This window comes from Engelhardtia mirabilis, from assembly GCF_007748095.1.
Classification (GTDB): domain Bacteria; phylum Planctomycetota; class UBA1135; order UBA1135.
In genome coordinates, this window is sequence record NZ_CP036287.1 from 4,859,284 (window position 1) to 4,877,490 (window position 18,207).

General features: G+C 70.9%; 16 protein-coding genes and 1 tRNA gene. 11 read left to right on the forward strand and 6 right to left on the reverse strand.

The annotated features are described in order from the left end of the window. Position 1: 1 nt before the first annotated feature. Positions 2-1,177, reverse strand: a complete 1,176-nt coding sequence (locus Pla133_RS17905) for a saccharopine dehydrogenase family protein (RefSeq protein WP_145067737.1) — start codon at positions 1,175-1,177, stop codon at positions 2-4. A 379-nt stretch (positions 1,178-1,556) separates the two neighbouring features. Here Pla133_RS17905 and ilvA point away from each other — a divergent pair, with 379 nt between their 5' ends. Then, positions 1,557-2,804, forward strand: a complete 1,248-nt coding sequence (gene ilvA / locus Pla133_RS17910) for a threonine ammonia-lyase (RefSeq protein WP_145067739.1) — start codon at positions 1,557-1,559, stop codon at positions 2,802-2,804. 353 nt (positions 2,805-3,157) lie between these two features. Here ilvA and Pla133_RS17915 read toward each other — a convergent pair. Further along, a tRNA-Thr gene (locus Pla133_RS17915) sits at positions 3,158-3,232 on the reverse strand. Positions 3,233-3,488: 256 nt separating this feature from the next. Further along, positions 3,489-5,627 carry a HEAT repeat domain-containing protein gene (locus Pla133_RS17920; protein ID WP_145067741.1) on the reverse strand — a complete coding sequence of 713 codons (2,139 nt, stop codon included), beginning with the start codon at positions 5,625-5,627 and terminating at the stop codon, positions 3,489-3,491. Positions 5,628-6,133: 506 nt separating this feature from the next. Here Pla133_RS17920 and Pla133_RS17925 point away from each other — a divergent pair. Continuing rightward, positions 6,134-7,579 carry a sigma-54-dependent transcriptional regulator gene (locus Pla133_RS17925; protein WP_145067743.1) on the forward strand — a complete coding sequence of 482 codons (1,446 nt, stop codon included), beginning with the start codon at positions 6,134-6,136 and terminating at the stop codon, positions 7,577-7,579. Between the two features lie 82 nt (positions 7,580-7,661). On the opposite strand, the gene Pla133_RS17930 is transcribed toward Pla133_RS17925, so the two are convergent. Then, positions 7,662-8,504 (reverse strand): LysM peptidoglycan-binding domain-containing protein, encoded by an 843-nt coding sequence (locus tag Pla133_RS17930; RefSeq protein WP_145067745.1) that lies wholly within the window; start codon positions 8,502-8,504, stop codon positions 7,662-7,664. A gap of 294 nt (positions 8,505-8,798) precedes the next feature. Here Pla133_RS17930 and Pla133_RS17935 point away from each other — a divergent pair, with 294 nt between their 5' ends. The 9 genes from Pla133_RS17935 to Pla133_RS17975 all read left to right on the forward strand — a co-directional run bounded on the left by Pla133_RS17935 (position 8,799) and on the right by Pla133_RS17975 (position 16,917). Then, entirely contained in the window at positions 8,799-11,165 is a 2,367-nt protein-coding gene (locus tag Pla133_RS17935; RefSeq protein ID WP_145067747.1) for an ArnT family glycosyltransferase, read from the forward strand. A gap of 222 nt (positions 11,166-11,387) precedes the next feature. Continuing rightward, positions 11,388-11,969: a hypothetical protein gene (locus Pla133_RS17940; RefSeq protein WP_145067749.1), complete on the forward strand. Its 582-nt coding sequence runs from the start codon at positions 11,388-11,390 to the stop codon at positions 11,967-11,969. 142 nt (positions 11,970-12,111) lie between these two features. After that, positions 12,112-12,963: a 3-deoxy-manno-octulosonate cytidylyltransferase gene (gene kdsB, locus Pla133_RS17945; RefSeq protein WP_145067751.1), complete on the forward strand. Its 852-nt coding sequence runs from the start codon at positions 12,112-12,114 to the stop codon at positions 12,961-12,963. Continuing rightward, positions 12,960-14,609, forward strand: a complete 1,650-nt coding sequence (locus Pla133_RS17950; protein ID WP_145067753.1) for a CTP synthase — start codon at positions 12,960-12,962, stop codon at positions 14,607-14,609. The genes kdsB and Pla133_RS17950 overlap by 4 nt, the downstream gene beginning before the upstream one ends. Beyond that, positions 14,606-14,866 (forward strand): DUF1844 domain-containing protein, encoded by a 261-nt coding sequence (locus Pla133_RS17955; RefSeq protein WP_145067755.1) that lies wholly within the window; start codon positions 14,606-14,608, stop codon positions 14,864-14,866. The genes Pla133_RS17950 and Pla133_RS17955 overlap by 4 nt, the downstream gene beginning before the upstream one ends. Before the next feature lie 87 nt (positions 14,867-14,953). Then, a complete protein-coding gene (locus Pla133_RS17960) occupies positions 14,954-15,526 on the forward strand; it encodes an RNA polymerase sigma factor (protein WP_419191688.1) in 573 nt (190 codons plus the stop codon). Continuing rightward, positions 15,523-15,780: a hypothetical protein gene (locus tag Pla133_RS17965; protein ID WP_145067759.1), complete on the forward strand. Its 258-nt coding sequence runs from the start codon at positions 15,523-15,525 to the stop codon at positions 15,778-15,780. Before Pla133_RS17960 ends, Pla133_RS17965 begins: the two co-directional genes overlap by 4 nt. After that, positions 15,777-16,415, forward strand: coding sequence for a hypothetical protein (locus Pla133_RS17970; RefSeq protein ID WP_145067762.1), 639 nt, complete (start codon positions 15,777-15,779; stop codon positions 16,413-16,415). Before Pla133_RS17965 ends, Pla133_RS17970 begins: the two co-directional genes overlap by 4 nt. A gap of 10 nt (positions 16,416-16,425) precedes the next feature. Then, positions 16,426-16,917, forward strand: a complete 492-nt coding sequence (locus Pla133_RS17975; RefSeq protein ID WP_145067764.1) for a hypothetical protein — start codon at positions 16,426-16,428, stop codon at positions 16,915-16,917. On the opposite strand, the gene Pla133_RS26480 is transcribed toward Pla133_RS17975, so the two are convergent. After that, positions 16,914-17,357: a nitrous oxide reductase accessory protein NosL gene (locus tag Pla133_RS26480; RefSeq protein ID WP_419191689.1), complete on the reverse strand. Its 444-nt coding sequence runs from the start codon at positions 17,355-17,357 to the stop codon at positions 16,914-16,916. The two genes, Pla133_RS17975 and Pla133_RS26480, sit on opposite strands and share 4 nt — an antisense overlap. Further along, entirely contained in the window at positions 17,354-18,199 is an 846-nt protein-coding gene (locus Pla133_RS17985; protein ID WP_145067768.1) for an ABC transporter permease, read from the reverse strand. Before Pla133_RS17985 ends, Pla133_RS26480 begins: the two co-directional genes overlap by 4 nt. Positions 18,200-18,207: the final 8 nt, after the last annotated feature.

An 18,207-nucleotide genomic window follows, 5' to 3' on the forward strand; every position in this document is an offset into this window, starting at 1 on the left:
ATCAGTCCTCCGATCGGTCGTTGCTGTCGGTCACTTGGATCTCGAAGCCGCGCAGCCGCAGGGCGCGCAGGTAGCTGTGCGGGTCCATCGCCTGCTCCAGGGGCCTGGGTCCGGGGGCCACCTCACCGGTCGCCACCGCAACGGCACAGGCCGTCGCGGACCAGGCCGTGGTGCGCTCCATGGCGGTGAAGCCCGTGTGCTCGTCGAAGGCGTCGTAGACCTCGATCTCGAGGGTGCGCCCGCCCTCCTTGGCCTTCGCGCTGCAGCGCAGCACGACCAGGTCGCGATCCCCATGGAAGTGCAGCCGCTTCTGGAGCAGACCGCTGAGCAGCGCGCGCGGAACGACTTGGTTCGCGCCCGCGAACTGGACGGGGTCCTCGTCGAGCAGGCCCAGCTCGAGCAGCAGCTTGAACTTGCCGTGGTGCCCGGGGTAGCGGACCGTCTTGTAGTCGAGCCGATCAATGCGACCCTCGAAGGTCCAGGGGGTGGTGGAGAGACCGCCGGAGGTGACGAAGGCCTCGACGGCGCCGATGCGATCGAACTCCAGCTGCTCCAGCTCGGTGAACGTCGGCACCTCGACCACTCGGCCCTCGCGCAGGACCTGGGCCCGACCGAAGTACTCGTTCAAGAGGCCCGCGACGCTGAACACCAGCATGTAGTCGAGGGGCGGCTTGGGGTCCTGGGGCAGGCCGCCACAGCGCACGGCCACCTCGGAGCAGTCCCCCAGCTCGGCGACGGCCAGGGCCACGAACAGGTTGCCCATGCCAGGCATCAGCCCGCAGTCGGGCAACACGCACAGGTGCTTCGCGTTCGGGTGGCCGCGGTGCAGCTCGAGCTGCTCCTGCACCACCGCCGTGTTGCCACCCAGGTCCAGGTAGTGGCAGCGCCCCTCCAGGGCCAGGAGGGTCAGGGACGGCGCGAAGCGGTAGGGCAGGGCATTGAGACAGACGTCCGCCTCGGTGAACAGCGGCTGCATCGCGCGACGGTCGTTGGCGTCGATCACCTGCCCGCGCAGTCCCTGGAACTTGACCAGCTCCGCGATGCGCCGCAGGCCGGCCTCCAGCCGCTCGGAGCTGGAATCGATCCAGGTCAGGGCCGTGGCCTGGCCCCGCAGCGCCAGGTCGTAGACGGCCGCAGTCCCCTGCATCCCGGCTCCGAGCACGAGGTAATGGGTCATGGCCCAGAGAGTAACGGCCGCCGCCCCCCGCGACCGCCGTCCGAGAACGGTAAGAGCGAGTGAGTCGTGTTGCCCCAGCGGAGCGGCCCGCTAGTGAAGGCGAGGGAGACAGCGGTGCGGCGTCTGCCGCGTCCGACCTAGTCCTCGCCGTTCGAGGCGGTCGCGAGTCCTGGGGGGCCAGTCGGATCGCGACCAGATCGAACACGGCGGCGACGCACCGCTCGCCTCCCCGCCCGTCCACTTCGCGGACGTTCAGACCGCGGCGCCTGGCGGCGGGCGCGATCGAGCCGTTGGGGGGGGAGCCGTCGGACGAGCTGCCGCGAGGGGTCGTCGTGCGCCCCACTGGGCAGCCGCGGGGAGCGTGCTATCGTTCCCCCCGATGACCTCCCAGACCTCCGCGCAGGCGCTCCCCACCCCGATCGAAGCGCTCCCGATGATCCGCCGCGCGGCGGAGGTGATCGGACCGCACATCGTCCGCACGCCGACGGTGCCCGCTCCGGCCTTCAGCGAGCTGAGCGGACACGAGGTCTTCCTGAAGCTCGAGACCCTGCAGCGCACCGGCGCATTCAAGGTTCGCGGGGCCCTCAACAAGATCCTGACCCTGGATCCCGAGTCGCGCTCGCGCGGGGTGGTCGCGGCTTCGGCCGGCAACCACGCCCAGGGCGTCGCCCTGGCCTCGAAGATCGTGGGTTGCCCGGCGACGATCGTGATGCCCGAGCGCACGCCGGTGATCAAGGTCGGCCGCACCCAGAGCCACGGACCCCACGTCACGATCGTGCTGCACGGGGCCAACTACGACGAGGCCTACGACCACGCCCGCACCCTGGCCAGCGAGCGCGGCGCGGTGATGGTGCACCCCTTCGACGACCTGGACGTGATCTGCGGCCAGGGCACCATCGGCCTCGAGCTGTTCGAGCAGGCGGAGCCCTTGGACACGGTGATCGTGCCGATCGGCGGCGGCGGGCTGATCGCCGGCATCGGCCTGGCGCTCAAGGCCCTGTGGCCGAAGGTGAAGCTGGTCGGCGTGCAGGCCGAGGGCGCGGCGCCGATGGTGCGCTCCTTCGAGGCCGACAGCGAGGTCGTGGTCGCAGGACCGAAGACCATCGCCGACGGCATCCAGGTGGGCAAGGTGGGCCGGATCACCTGGCCCCTCGTGCGTGCGGTGGTCGACCAGTGCATCACCGTCAGTGAGGACGAGATCACCGACGCCATGGTCCAGGCCCTGGAGCAGACCAAACTCGTGACCGAGGGCGCGGGAGCCACGGCCCTGGCGGGTCTGCTCTCGGGCAGAGCCGAGTTGGGGCCGCGCGTAGGCCTGTTGATGTGCGGCGGCAACATCGACCTGACCCTGCTCACGCGCGTGATCGAGAGCGGCCTGGCCAAGGCCGGCCGCTACCACCGCATTCGCCTGCGGACGGCGGACGTGCCCGGCGTGTTGCAGCGCATCACTTCGGTGCTGACCCAGCTCCAAACGAACATCGTCGACATCAGCCACCAGCGCCAGGGCTGGAAGGTCCCGGTGGGCTCGGTCGACGTCGAGATCCTGGTCGAGGTCCGCGACGGAGACCAAGGCCCGCTGGTGGACGAAGCCCTGCGCGCCGCGGGATTTGCACCGCGGGAGCATTGAATCGCGGACCGTCCCGTCGGCCGGTGGAGGCGATCGGCTCGGCGTGGGCTCCCTGACCACGCGGCGCGTGTTCGTTTGGCGTGACCGACTGCGTGCGACCGTGCGTATTTCAGGGGTTGCCCCTCGAGCGACCCTCGACCGCAGCCGCGATTAGACGGCTCCCGGCAACCGGGCGACTCGTACGCGGTAACGCACGCAACAGTGCGCGGCGAAACGGATCACCGCATCGTGAACATCACCGCAGCGTGAACATCACCGCAGCGTGAACATCACCGCAGCGGCAACTCGTCCACGGCGGGGGCCGCGCTCGGACGTTCTCGCCGGAGCGGATCCAATGGCGAGCGCGGGGTGGATGGAGCCAGAGATCGGATTCGAACCGACGACCGCTGCTTTACGAAAGCAGTGCTCTACCACTGAGCTACTCTGGCCTGCCTTACGGCGGGCGGCGATGATAGCGCCCGCCCCAGCGGGAGCCCACGTCGAGCTGGGCAGAATCCCTGCGCGGTCCGCACGACCGCCCGACTGCGCGCCCCACCGAACGACCCGCAAGGGAGCCGCGGCGGCTGGCCCGAACGCGAGCGGCGCCGCAGGGGAAAGCCCTGCGGCGCCGCTCGTCAGTCCCGGGGCTGCGTCAACTCAGCAGCGCGCGAAGCTCGCTGCTGAGGCTCGGCGGCCCGGCGAGCCTCACTCGCTGACCATCGGGTCGAGGTCGCCCAGGATCGAGCGCGAGAGCTCGCCACCGGTCGGATCGTCCAACGCACCCAGGGCGCGCGCGGCTGCCGCACGGACCTGGATCGAGGCGTCCGAGGACACCACGCCCGAGAGGGAACCGAAGGAGGCATTGTCGGGGCGAGCGCCACGGCGGAACAGGGCTGCCAGGCAGTCGGCGGCCGCGATGCGCGCGGCGTCGGTCCGATCACCGTCGGCAGCGACGCCCACGACCTTGTCGACCGAACTTCCGTCACCCACGCGGGCGAGGGCTCCGAGGGCCGGGATGGCGACCGCGTCGACATCGCGACCGGCGGCAACGGCGAGCGAGTCGGCGGCACCGGCCAGGGCATCGGCGCGACCCGAGGCGGCCAGGGCATCGATCGCGGCGCAGGCCCGCGCCGCCAGGTCGTTGGCCATTTTCTGACCCTGGCTGAGGCGGTCGGTGAGCAGCGGCTCGACCGTCGAGGCCAGCTCGTCCGGGCTGGTGACGACGCCGGCGACTCGATCGCCGTAGGCGTCACCGAGCTCGGCGCTGCGGGTCAGGAGCACCACCGGCACGCCGTCCAGGTTGGGCTGGTTGGCCACCTGGTCGAGGATCCGGTCGGCGGTCAGGTCGCTCAGCTCGGAACCGACCAGCACGACGTCAGCCGAAGCCACGTCGAGGATCAGGCGCAGGCCGAGGACGCCGTTGGGCGCCACCGCGACGGACATCCCGCGACCACCGAGAGCCTCCGCCACGCGGCGGGCCCGGGCGGCGTCGCTGTCGATCACGATCGCCTGGCGCAGGACTTCCTGGCCGGCACAGGCCGCGAGGGCGTCGACCGCGGCACCCATGGCACCACCGTCGGCGCCGCGCAGGGTCGCGTGGGCCACCGCCAGAGCGGCCTCGCCGCGCACGCGCAGCTCAGGCGAGCCGAGGGCCGCCCGCACGCCGTCGCCGATCGAATCGGCAGTGTCGGCCAGGGCGCGGAGCAGACCGACCGAGGCCGCCTCATCACCGGCTTCGAGGGCGATCCGCAGGGCCCCGTCGAGGGCCGCGGAGCCGACCGCGAGGGCCTGCAGGTGGCCGTTCTCGACGCGACTACGCATGTCGTCGGCGTCGCCGCCGGCGGCTTCGATGGCCTCGAGCTTGACGACCCCCTTCGCACCCGCGAGGGCGAGGGCGCTGCGGGCAGCGACCGAACTCGGATCCGCGTCGAGCGCGCGCGCCAGGCGACGCTTGGCGACCTCGAGGGCGAAGAAGGCGCCGTCGGTCTCGACACCGACCAGGCCGTCACCGCTCCAGCGCCAAACGACAGCGCTGCGGCCGTAGGGGCCGAGCACGCGATCGCGCTCGAGGGCGTAGTCGAGGCCCTCGGCCGTGAGCATGTCGGCGGCGCTGACCGCACCGCTGGCTTCACCGACCATCGACGACAGGGCCTGCTCCGCGGCGAGGCGCACTTGGGTGTCCTCGTCGCCGCGGGCGAGCAGCATCAGGGTGCCCAGGGCCCGGCGATCGCCGAGACGACCCAGGGCCAGGGCCACGTGACGGCGCAGGCGCGGCTCGGGCGAGGAGGTCGCTTCGATCAGCGGCATGACCACGACGTGGCCCATCTCCTCGAGGGCGCGCATGAACAGCACTCGGCGCTCGTCGTTGCCGGCGTCACCGAGCGCCGGAAGCATGGCGGGCACCACGTACTCGCCGTGCTTGGCGGCCAGGGTCGCGGCGATCTGACGTCGAGCGATCACGTCGTCGGCGTTCTGCAGCAGTTGACCCAGCATCTGCCGGATAGCAGCCGGATCGTTCTGGGCCTCGGCGCGGCCGGCGCGGGCCAGCTCGAGGATGCGCTCGGCGGCGAGCTGCATCTGGCCCTCGCGGACCATCAGGTCGAGCCACACGTCGTTGTCGATGCTCTTCCAGAGCTGGTAGGCGTCCTCGCGCGACGGGTCGAGGGCCAGCACCTGCTGGAAAGCACTCACTGCCCCCTCGTCGTCGTTCTGCTCCAGAGCGCGCAGGCCCTGGCGGAACAGCTCCTGGACCTCGCTGTCCTGGAACGCGGCGGCACTAGGAGTGGCGACGGCGAGAGCGGCGGCCACGGTGAGCAGGCCGAGCGGCCGGCTGAATCGCATCATGTCGATCCTCTGCGCGAAAAGGGCGAAGCGACCAGTCGTCCGCGATGGGCGTCGGGTGTGAGTCACTTCGGAGTCGGATGGGGAGCCACCAGGCGCGAGGACGTAGCGCGCGGGCACGCAGACCTGACCGCCCGAGGGGCGGAGGCCGGCGGCAGCGCGGGTGGGGACGTGCCCGGCGGCGGCGCGAGTGGGTTGCGAGGGAACGGCTCCGCGGGACACTCGAGTCGCTGGTGGGCGAGTCGAGGGACCGACGAAGGCCGAGCTGGGGACGACCGCGCGGGAGGGATCCACGCGCGATCGGAGGGCGGGATGATACCTGGGGGGTGGGGCCGGTCAAGGACGCCGGAGCCCACCTGCGCCCCGCTCTAACCCCACAACCGGCACCGGCAACCACCTGGATCGAGAGTCCGCGGATCCCGCCGACCCTCCGACAAGGCCCGGAAGCCCCCGACGGCGCGCCGCCAGCTGCCTTGGCGCCCCCCCTTCCGGCGTGCCAGGATGCGGCCATGCCCCCCCAGACATCCGCCGAGGGTCCCTCGGCCGAACCGCGCCGCCCCACCGTGCTGGTCGTGGACGACGACCCCGACATCCGTCTGGCCCTCGAGATGATCCTCAAGTACGAGGACTTCGAGGTCTGGACTGCCAAGGACGCCCGCGACGCCCTCGGGCGCCTCGACGAGGAGCAGGCCTCCGGTCGCCGGGCCGACGTGGTCCTGAGCGACGTGAAGATGCCCGGGATGGACGGTCTGGAACTCCTGGCGGAGCTGCGCTCCCGGCCCGGGGCTCCGCAAGTCGTCATGATCTCGGGCCACGCCGACATCGCCACGGCGGTCGAAGCCGTCCGCAAGGGGGCCGCCGACTTCCTCGAGAAGCCCCTGGAGCAGAACCGCGTCGTGGTCAGCCTGCGCAGCGCAATGCGCCAAGGGCGATTGACGCGCGAGAACGCGGGCCTGCGCCGGGCCCTGGGCGACCAGTGGGACCTGGTCGGCGAGAGCGCGACCTGGCGCGCGGTGGTCGACCAGGTGAAGCGCCTGGCGGCCGTGGACGCCCCGGTCCTCTTGACGGGCGAGAACGGCACCGGCAAGGAAGTCGTGGCGCGCAACCTACACCTCCTGGGTCCGCGCTCCGACGGGCCATTCGTGCCGGTCAACTGCGCCGCGATCCCGTCGGAGTTGATCGAGTCGGAGCTCTTCGGCCACGAGAAGGGCAGCTTCACCGGGGCCCACGAGCGCCGGGTGGGCCACTTCGAGGCGGCGGACGGGGGCACCCTGTTCCTGGACGAGATCGGGGACATGCCCCTGGCGGCCCAGGCGACGGTGCTGCGCGCCCTGGAGACCCACGAGGTGACCCGCGTGGGCGGCTCGAGCCCCAAGCGGGTCAACATCCGGGTCGTGGCGGCGACCAACGCCGACCTGGCCCAGGCGGTGGAGGACGGTCGCTTCCGGATGGACCTCTTCTATCGCCTCAACGTCGTGCCCCTGCGGCTGCCGCCCCTGCGCGAGCGGCCCGACGACGTGGCGGTGCTGGCCCACTCGTTCCTGGAACGCCAGGCCCGCCGGCTCGGCCGTGCGGCCCTGACCCTCGACGAGGACGCCCGCGCCCTGCTGCGGACCCTCGACTTCCCGGGCAACGTGCGCCAGCTCAAGAACCTGCTCGACGGCGCGTCGGTCTTCGCCGAGGGCGACCGCCTCACGCGGGCGGACATCGAGGGCGTGCTGGCCAACGGCCCCGGCCTCGCCGCGCCCAGGACCTCGACGACGACGGTCACGGCGGACGGCGAGGACCCGTTCGACGCCCCCACCTTCGAGGAGTTCAAGAACCTCTCCGAGGCCGCCTTCTTCCGGCGCAAGCTGGTCGAGAACGAGGGCAACGTGAAGCGCACCGCCGAGAACCTCGGCATGCAACGCAGCCACCTCTACAAGAAGCTGGACCGCTACGGCCTGAAGGACTGACGGGTCCTGCGGGCCGAGCGGTCCAGGTGACGGCTCGATGCTGCGCGCTCACGCACCCAGTGCTGCGCTCACGCCCACCGCGTCAGGGGATCTTCAGCACCGTGCCCTCGGGCACCCGATCGGGGCTGTCGAGGACGTCGCGGTTGTGGTCGTAGATGCGACGCCAGAGGGTGCCCTTGCCGTAGTAGGCAGCGGCGATCGTCGACAGAGACTCCCCATTGACGACCGTGTGCAGGACCTCGGTGGTGCCGAGTTCTTCGTCGGCGGCGATCGGCTCGGGGGTGCTGACGTTGCGGATGCGCGGCGCGGGGCGCGAGGGGCGCGCTTCATATGAGTGGTCGCGGGTCGGCGACGGCCGAGCGTCGATCGGGACCAGCAGCTCGTCCCCGGAGGTCAGGACCTCGAGCCCCTCGTTGTTGGCGCGAATCACGTTGGCGTATTCGACGCTCCCGTAGAGGTCGCGGGCCAGGGACGAGAAGGTCTCGCTACCGTCACAGGTGTACAGGGCGAAGCCGGTGATCACCGTCTCGGCCAGGGCGTCGACCTGGCGCAGCCGGCCCTTCGGCAGGCCGCTGCTGTCGATCCCGCCGCTGTCGATTCCGCGACCGCTGGACTCGGCCTTGGGCTCAACGTCCGCGCTCAGCAGGGGCGGGGCAGAGCCACTCCCCGACGAGGAGCCCTTCGCAGCCCGGTCGGTGCCTCGCCCGGATGCGGGGCGAGCCGATCCCCCGAGGTCCGCGAGATCCAACTCGGTCCCGCTCTGGGCGGGCACCAGGGGCATCTGCTCTCCAAAGCGGTTGGCGATGCTGTCCGAGGGGGTGTCCCCGTCGGCTTGGACAGTCTTGGTCGAATTGAGCGAGACGGCGAGGACGACCCCTGAGAGGAAGATCACCGTCAAGACAAACAGCTTCTCGAGGTTGCCCATACGCGTCGCGCGACAGGAGCACTGCCGCCGCCACAAGTCACTTAGAGACAGAGAGTTGCAGCCAGAGAGAGGTCGGAACCACCCGACGAACCAAGACTCCGGTGCGAGGGGCCAGTGTTCGACCGCCCCCCACCCGAGTCAAAACAAAACCAAGGCCCCAGGGCGCCCGACCCACCAAATGTTGCGTTGTGGGACAAGCGGTGCGCTGTATCCGGTGGCCTGCCCGGCCGGATTCGCCTCCGAACTGGCCCGCGGGCGCGGACCGACCCGGAGGCCGCTATCGTTGGGCGCCCCATGCCCTCTGCGACCAGCGACCCGGGAGCCTACCCCCCGCCCCCGCCCGTCTACCCGCCCCCCCGGGAGGGCATTCGCGCCGCGGAGATCCGAGCCGCGGGGGGCGCCGAGGCCCGCGACCTGCGCCTGACCGACCCCTGGCTCGTGTTGGTCCTGGCCCTGGCCCTGGCCGGACAGGTCCTGGTCTGGTCCCAGATCAGCGGCTACCGCCTGGCGGACAGCGCCGAGTACATGGAGCGCGCGTTCGAAGTCGCCCAGGGCCGGGCCCTGGACCCGTCGACCATGCGCTCGTTCGCCTTCTCGGCGCTGCTGGTGCCCTACTTCTGGGTTGCCGACCTGTTCGGGATCACGGACCTGCGCGGCGTCGTGCACGCGATCCGCGCGACCCAGATGTTCTTCGGACTGGCCGCGGTGTTGGTCGTGGCGCGTATGGGCGCGCGACTCTTCGGACGCGCCGGCGGCCTGGCCTGTGGCGCCCTGCTGGCGGTCAATCCCGTCTTCGCCCAGTACACGGTCACGCCCCTGTCCGCGTCGGCGGCGATGCTGTTCGTGGTGCTCGGCATGGCCGGCATGGAACGAGCGAGCGAGCCCGAGCGCGCCACCCTGCGACGCGGCCTGACCACCGGCCTGTGGTTCGGCGGCTCGATCCTGATGGCCTTCCAGTGCATCCCGGTCGCCGCCGCGTTCATCGCCTTCGCGCCCCTGCGACGGGCTTGGCGCCGACCGGGGCACCTGGTCGGTCTGGTCTGTGGAGTGGCGGTCATGCTGCTCGCCCAGGCCACCCTCGACTGGTGGATGTTCGGCACCTTCGCGTCCGCGCTGCAGGCCTACGTGGTGCAGAACGCCGGGTACATCGGGGCCAACCTGCTGCGTCAGATCGGCCTCGAGGACTTCGCGATCAAGATCTACCTCGCCATCGACGAGGCCCACGCCAAGACAGGTAACGTCGCGAGCACGACCCAGGGCGTGTCGATGTACCCGCGCGACTGGTACCTGACGCAATTGACGTCGTTGTGTGTGGTCGTGCCTGCCGCGATCTGTGCGGGCGTCGGCGTGCTGCGCGCGCTGCGTCGTCCGCGCTGGATCCTGGTCGCGACTCTGGTCGTGCTGGCCGCCAACGTACTGGTGCTGAGCACCAAGGGTTCGAAGAGCTTTCGCCTTTGGGTGCCGCTGCTGCCGCTGATCGCGCTACTGGCCGGCGGTGGCTGGGCCTGGTTGTTCGCGGGAGGAGGCGGGGCTCTGGGGCGTGTGCGCTCTTCGCTCGGTGTGCTCACGCTCGCCCTCGGTTCGCTCCTGGGCGCACGCATCGTGCTGGACACGAACCTGTCGCAGTTCAGCGGTTACTGGAAAGCGATGGAGATCGTCAACGCCCACGCGCGGCCCAGTCGCGGCGAGATCGTCGTGGGCAGCGCCTACCACTGGGCCGCCGACTTCCGGGCCAGGGAAGGCGTGCGGCTGCTGAAGCTGCGCGAGCACATCGATCGCTGGCCGAACCTCGACGCCGAACAACGCGCCAACCTGCTGGCGGGATTCGCCGACCTGGACTGGTACGTGGGTCACGGGCAGACCCTGTTCCAGGACCCTGAGATCCTGCGCGCCGTGAACGAGCTGTTCGAGGTCCACGCGGTCCTCGACGACCGCGAGACCTACGAGGACCTGCAACCGATCTACGTCCTGAAGCGGCGCACGGGGGATCCCGACGCGCGCACCTTCTTCGAGGTCTTCACGGACACCGCCGGGGGCCAGCCCAACTTCCCGCCCCTGTACCAATCGCGCATCCAGCACCCGCGCAGCGTCCGCTACCGTCGCCCCGACGCCGACGGCACCGTGTCGGAGATGGTCTTCTTGGGCTTCGACGTGGACCCGAGCATGGTGGACGGGCAACAGGCCTGGGTCACCTACCACTGGTACGCCGGGCCGCTGCACGGGCGTCGCTACCAGATCATCGACTCCCTCACCGACCGACGCGGCGGCGGGTTCTTCAACAACCACGAGCCCGGCATGGGCGCCTGCCCCACCACCGAGTGGAGCGAGGGCTCGATCGTGCGCGAGAGTTTCCTGACGCGCATCGCCCCCGACCCCTGGAGCTTCGGCGGCGCCTACCGCCGGGGCGAGTTGATGCCGGTGGACCTGTGGATCGCTGTGGTCGAGATCGACGCGGCGGGCGAGCAGATCGGCGGCCTCAACCCGCACCTGCCTTCCACCGCCGGGCCGATCTCGCGCGTGCCGGGCCCCGGTGGCTGGGCCAGCCTCAACGGGCACCGCTGGAGTCCCCAGGCACAGCTCCAGGTGGGCGGCTTCTGGATGCCGGTGATCGACGAGCGGCGCGTCCCGGACGACGGTCGGATGATCCAGGCCCAGCCCTGACGGGTCCTTCGATCGACATCCGATCGCAGCGGGCCGACTTTTGGCCCGGCGCGGCCCGAGGCTCCTCCGGCGCGCTTGTTCGCGCCCGGCGACCCGCGCTATCCTCCCGGGTCGCTCAGCGGGCGCGCGGCGCCCCGCGACCGCTCCAGTCGAGGCTGCAAGGTGCCCGCCCTGCAATCCCCCCGTCGCGACGCCCCACTCCGTCGAGACTTCGAGACGCCCGTGAACCTGACTCACCCGATCGAGTTCGTGCATCGCCCGCAATCCGCCGACCGAGCTCGCGGAGTGCGCGGGTCCTTCTTCCTGACGGTCCTACTCGGCTTGACAGCGCTCCTGACGAGCTGCGCCAGCACGGGCAAGGGTGACGAGCTCGCCGCGCGCGTGACCATGCGCCAGTTCACCGGCAATGCGATTTCGATCGAGCTGCGCAGCGAGTCGCACACCGACGCCGTCGATTTCTATTCGCGCGCGCGCGACACGGCCAACGTGAAGATCGTGCCCGACGGGCTGATGGACGCCCTGCTGCGCGACCTCGAGCAGTACCACTTCGACGACTTCGCCCAACCCGGTCCGGGGCCCTCGAACGGTCTGAGCGGCGCGACCAAGGTGATCGAGGTCGAGGTCGACGGAGTGGTCCGTCACGTGGCCTCGCACCCCAACGCCAGCAACGAGCAGCGCAGCGCGGTGGTCGGGATGGCCACCTTCCTGAGCCTGGCCTTCAGCAACGTGCGTGGCTTCCAGTCCATCGAAGACGCCCAGAACAAGGGCGCGTTCTCGGGCTCAGGTCCGGGGATCGAAGGCTGAGACCGTGACCTCGCCGACCACCGAATCCGACCTGGTGACGCTTCCGGCCGATGGGGCCGCGCGTCCGGGACGCCGACCGGCCTGCGGCCGGGCCCGGTGGTCGACCCAACGCCCCGGCGAAGAGCTCTGAGCCGCCGTGTCGGTGGACAGCAGAACGACGACGCCCGGCCCGGCCGGCGCGTCGCCGCGCGCCCTGGCGATCGTCCCCGCCCGGCTCGGGTCGACCCGCCTGCCGCGTAAGGTCCTGCTGCGAGAGACCGGTCGCTACCTGTTCGAGCACACCGTCGCCAACGCCCGGCGCTGCGGTGCCCTCGAGCGGGTGATCCTGGCCACCGACTCCGAAGAGGTGCTGCGTGCCGCTGCGGAGGTCGACGTCGAGGCCGTCATGACCGACCCGGCCCACCCCAGCGGCACCGATCGCGTGCGCGAGGCCCTGGCCGCCCTGGCGGGGCCCGAGCCGGAGGTGGTGGTCAACGTCCAGGCGGACGAGCCGGACCTGGACCCGGGTGACCTCACGCGACTGGTTGCCGCTTTCCGCGACCCCCAGGTGCGCCTGGCGACCCTGTCGATTGCCATCGACGCCGCCGAGGACTTCACGCGCCCCGAGGTGGTCAAGGTCGTGACCGACGCCGCCGGGCGCGCGCTCTACTTCTCGCGCGCCCCCATTCCCGCCCGAGGTCACGGAGGCGACTCGCCGCGGGCCCACAGGCACCTGGGCGTATACGCTTACCGCCCGGAGGCGCTGCACGCGTTCTGCGACGCGCAACCGGGTGTGCTGGAGCAAACCGAGAAGCTCGAACAGCTCCGCTGGCTCGAAGCCGGCGGGACGATTCACGTGCTCCCCGCGACGCGGGCGCCCCGTGGCATCGACACGCCCGAGGACTACCGCGCCTTCGTGTCCCGCTGCCGACGCGCTCCCCTCGCCGACTCCCCCCTGGCCGGCGACCCCCCGCCTGAATCCTCGACTGGCCCACCGGCCGCTCAACCAGCATGACCAAGCACATCTTCATCACCGGTGGTGTCGTCTCGAGCCTCGGCAAGGGCCTCTCGGCGGCCGCCATCGGGATGCTCCTGGAGCGCCGCGGGCTGAAGGTGTCGATGCAGAAGCTCGACCCCTACATCAACGTCGACCCGGGCACCATGAGCCCCTTCCAGCACGGCGAGGTCTACGTCACCGACGACGGCGCCGAGACCGACCTCGACCTGGGGCACTACGAGCGCTTCACCCACGCGGTGCTGCGTAAGTCGAGCAACTACACCACCGGCAAGATCTACCAGTCGGTGATCCGCAAGGAGCGCCGCGGCGACTACCTGGGCCGCACGGTACAGGTCATCCCCCACATCACCGACGCGATCAAGGAGGCCATCTACGCCGGCGTCACCGATGACGACGTGGACGTGGCCATCACGGAGATCGGCGGCACGGTGGGCGACATCGAGAGCCTGCCCTTCATGGAGGCGATCCGGCAGTTCGGGCTCGAGAACGATCGCCACGACTGCATGTACGTGCACGTCACCCTGCTGCCCTTCCTGCGCGCGGCGGGTGAGATGAAGACCAAGCCGACCCAGCAGTCGGTCGGCAAGCTGCGCGAGATCGGGATCCAGCCGGACATCCTGCTGTGTCGCACCGAGCAGCCCATGACCGAGGACATGGCGCGCAAGATCAGCCTGTTCTGCAACGTGCGCAAGGAGGCGGTGATCGAGGAGCGCGACGTCGAGTTCTCGATCTACGAAGTGCCGGTGAGCCTGATGACGGCCCACACCGACCGCATGATCGTCGATCACCTGCACCTGACCGATCGCGGCGAGCCCGACATCTCCGACTGGATGGCGATGCTGGAACGGATCCGCGCCTGCGACACGAGGGTCGAGATCGCGGTGGTCGGCAAGTACATCGAGCTGCACGACGCCTACAAGTCGATCTACGAGTCCCTCTCCCACGCGGGCATCGCGAACGACTGCGAGATCGTGCTGCGCAAGGTCAGCGCCGAGGACGTGGCCGACCGCGGTCCGGCGGCGGTGCTGGGCGGCGTCCACGGGCTGCTGGTGCCCGGCGGCTTCGGCGAGCGCGGCCTCGAGGGCAAGATCGAGGCCATTCGCTGGGCCCGCGAGGAGGGCGTGCCCTTCTTCGGGATCTGCCTCGGCATGCAGTGCGCGGTGATCGAGGCGGCCCGGCACCTGGCCGGGCTCGAGGGCGCCCACACCCTCGAGCATTCGCCCCACACGCCCCATCCGGTGATCCACCTGATGGAGGAGCAGAAGGGTGTGGAGAACAAGGGCGGCACCATGCGCCTGGGCGCCTACGACTGCGACCTGGTGCCCGGCAGCCGCGCCCACGACCTGTATGGCGTGGACCGCATCTCCGAGCGCCACCGCCACCGCTTCGAGTTCAACGACGCCTACCGCGAGCGGCTCGAGGCCGCCGGCCTGCGCGCCACCGGCATCAACCCCCAGTTGGGGCTGGTGGAGATCGTCGAGCTGACCGACCACCCCTTCTTCATGGGCGTCCAGTACCACCCCGAGTTCAAGAGCAGGCCCCTGGCCCCCCACCCGATCTTCCGCGGCTTCGTGCAGGCCGCTCGCGAGCGGGCCACGGGCAAGTCGAGCGGCGTGCTGCAGCCGCAAGGGACGCGCGCGTGAGTGAGCAAGCGATGCTCCCCGGGGGCGACTTCAAGCTGTTCCTGACCCGCCTCGGCTACCAGGCGATGCTGAGCCTGGGTCTGATCGAAAACCCCGCCACGGGCAAGGCCCGGCGCGAGGAGAGCCAGGCGCGGATGGTCCTGCAGGACCTGCGGATGCTGGCCCACAAGACCGAGGGCAACCTCGACATCGACGAGATGGAGGCGCTCACGAACCTCGTGCGCGACCTCGAGCGGCACCTGGGCGAGGACGAGTAGGCCCGCGGGCGCGGTCCGTCGGGGATTTCGCTGCACCCCCTCCCGATCGGTGACGTCGAGGGGACGATGGGCCTCGTCCTCGCCACCGTGAGAGCCACGACACAGCCGACCCCCGACCCGGGTCGGGAGCGGGCGGATGCCGAGCTCCTGGCCGCGCTGGATCCCGACGACCCCCAGGGGGCGCGGAGGGCGTTGGCGGAGCTCTACGCCCGCCACGGGGCGGCGGTGCTGTCGTTCCTGGAGCGGACGTTGCGCGACCGGAGCTCCGCGGAGGACGCCCTGCAGGACGTGTTCCTCAGCGTCGCGCGCCACGGACGCGAGCAGCGTGGTTCATCCGTGCGAGCCTGGATGCTCCGCATCGCGGCCAACCGAGTGCGCGACGAGCGGCGCTCGCGGGACCGACGCGACCGGCGCGAGCGCGCCGCGGCTCGCGAGGAGCTGCACCACCAGCACGCCCCCACCCTGCTCGACGAGGAGTTGGAGACTGCCCTGTCCCAGCTGCCGGCGAACCTGCGCGCGGCGCTCGAGCTGCGCTTCGCCCAGGACCTGACCCACGCCGAGGTCGCCCGGACCCTCGGCGTCTCCCTACGTACCGCCAAGAGCTGGAGCGCCCAGGGCCTGGAGGTCCTGCGCCGACGGCTCGACGGAGATCTACGATGAACGAGACCTTGGAACAGCGCCTGGCCCTGCGCGGCCGTGCGCGACTCGAAGCCCCGCGCGAGCTGCTCGAGCTGGCCTTCCCCGAGCCCCCCGCCGAGCGCCACGAGCGCGGCCCAGTGCTCGCCATCGGCGTCGCCGCAGCAGGGGCCCTGGCCCTGCCGGCGGTGCGGGTGCAGGCGGACAGTGCCTTCGAGCGGCGCGCGGCGGCGATCACCCTCGAGCTGGCTACGGCCTTGACGGAATTGCCTCGATGAGCGCCATGGATCACGGCCTACGGCAGACGCGCGCGGCCCTGCACCTCGGCGCTTGGATGGCGCTGATCATCCTCATCCCGGCAATGTTCCTCCCCACGGCACTGCCAGGAGAGGGCTTCGACCTGAGCTTCAGCCTCGGCGGGTGGTTCCAGGACTCCCTGCCGAGCGCGGTGGCCGTGACGATCCCCGGCTTGGCCGCGGCCTGGTTCGCCACGGGCGGACGGGGCCTGCGCGCCGGCCTGCGTCAGATCGCGGGGGTGGGTCGCGAGTCGGAGGCGGCGACCGCTGTCCGGGCCCTGGCCAGCGCCTCGCGCGCGACGATGGCCACCGGACTCGTGCTCGCCATCAGCAGCCTGATCATCGCCAGTGCCGTCGCCGCGGGAGCCACGGACGCAGCGCCCGCATTCCTGGCCGAGGGGATCACCCTCGGCCTCTTGCCCCCGGCCTACGCCCTGCTCATCGGGCGCTGCGCCCTCGGCGCGTGTGCTTCGAATGCTGCCTCGCGGGCCGGCGAGCGCCACGGACGAACCCAACGAGGTTGGGCCGAGGTCTCGGTTCCGCTCCTGCTGGTAATGATCCCGGCGGTGTTGGTGCTCTTCACCCTGCTGGACTTCCGCGTCCTGAATCCCCGCTGACAGCTTCGCCATGAACATCCAACGACTCCTCGGTCTGCTCGGCGCCGTCGCTGCCGGCCCCCTCGCCCTGCGCCTCGCGGGACTCGACTTGACCCTGCTCTGGGCGCCGCAACAGCTCCTGCTGGTCGCGGCCCTGCCCTTCATCCTCCAGGCCCTGGCCAGCGGCGGGTTCTCGGCCCCACGCGCCTTCGCTCTCGCGTTCGCGAGCGATCTCGACGATCGCCCCACCGACGCACGCGAGGCGGCGGGGTCGATCCTGCGCGAGCTCGGCGGCCTGGCCGTGGCCGTGGGCGCCCTGTCGTTCCTGCTCGGCCTGATCTCGCTCTTCGTGCTACTGGCCGCGACCTCCGGCCAGGCCAGCCCGGTCGAGACCATCGTCGGCCTCGGCTCGGCCATGCTCGGCCCGGTCTACGGCATCCTGCTCAAGGCGCTGGTCTACGACCCACTCGCCACCGCGATCGAACCGGCGCCGGGGGAGTTGGCGGCAGCCTTCGATGCCTAGCGGGCGCGCAGCTGGTGGAACTCGAGGACCTCTCCGGGGAGCTCGAGCCCCAGCTCGACCGCCGCGTCGCGATCAGCGAATGCAGCCAGCCCAGAGGCCATGGGGGTGAGCAACGCGTCGGAGCGCAGGTACCAGGCGGACTCCGCCTCGACCCACTGTTCCGTCCCATGGTCATGCACCCAGCGCGCCAGCACTTCGTACTCGGGGTGCTCGCGCTCGTGGATCAGCTGATCGCCGAGATCGTCGAAGAGCAGCGCACGCCCCCCGCCGCGCTCGTCGCGCACGACCAGTGCCGTCGCGAAGCGCAGGTCGCTGATGATCATGTCGCACTCGGCGCAGACCGAGGCGTCGGGCACGATCGTCGGCGGCGCGTCCGGGTCCGCGGCCCCGCAGGCGGAGATCGCGGCGCAGACCGGTACCAGGGCTGCGAGCACCCTCACGCCGTCGAGCTCCGCGAGAAGCCGAAGGCCGCCACGGCGAAGGCCAGCATTCCCCAGGCACAGAGGACGCCGAAGAGCAGCCAGGGAAGGCGTTCCCCCCAGGTCTGGCTGGCGTACACCCCCACCGGGCCGAGCACATCGAGGGAGCTCTCGAGGCCCTGCACCACGCCCAGCTTGAAGGCCTGCAGCGGGTTCAGGACCGACAGGGCGAAGAGCTCCTGCACGCGCAGCTTGAAGAGCACGCTGCCCGCCATCAGACCGAGGTCGCTGAGCAGAACGAGGAACAGCCAAGTGAACAGGGCCACGCCGGTGGCGACGCTCGACTTGCGCGAGAAGACCGAGATCACGAAGCCCAGGGCGAGCATCACCAGGGCCAGCAGGCTGGTCGCCGCGACGAGCATCACGAAGGAGTCGATTCCGACCGCGCCGCGCGAGGCCAGGACCAGAGCCGAGAGGCCGAAGCCCCCGCACAGGCAGGCGACGAAGGCCGCGGCCAGGCCGAGGAACTTGCCCAGCAGGACCTCCCAGCGGGAGACCGGTTGGGCCACCAGGTAGATTAGCGTGCCGCGCTCCCGTTCGCCGGCCAGGCTGCCGGCACCGGCGGTCAACGCCATCAGCGGCACCACCAGCATGATCAGGTTCAGGAGACCGGCTGCGGTGCGGCCGAACCCGGCCAGGCCCTCGGAGCCGGCGCTGGCCAGGGAGACGTACGAGACCGACACGGAAAGCGCCGCGAAGGCCAAGCCGTAGAGCACGAACCAGCGGCTGGTGAGCGCCTCGCGCAGCTCGCGGCGCGCGAAGGCGAGCACGCAGGTGAAGCTGGAGGCCAGGGCAGGGGTCATGGCTCGAG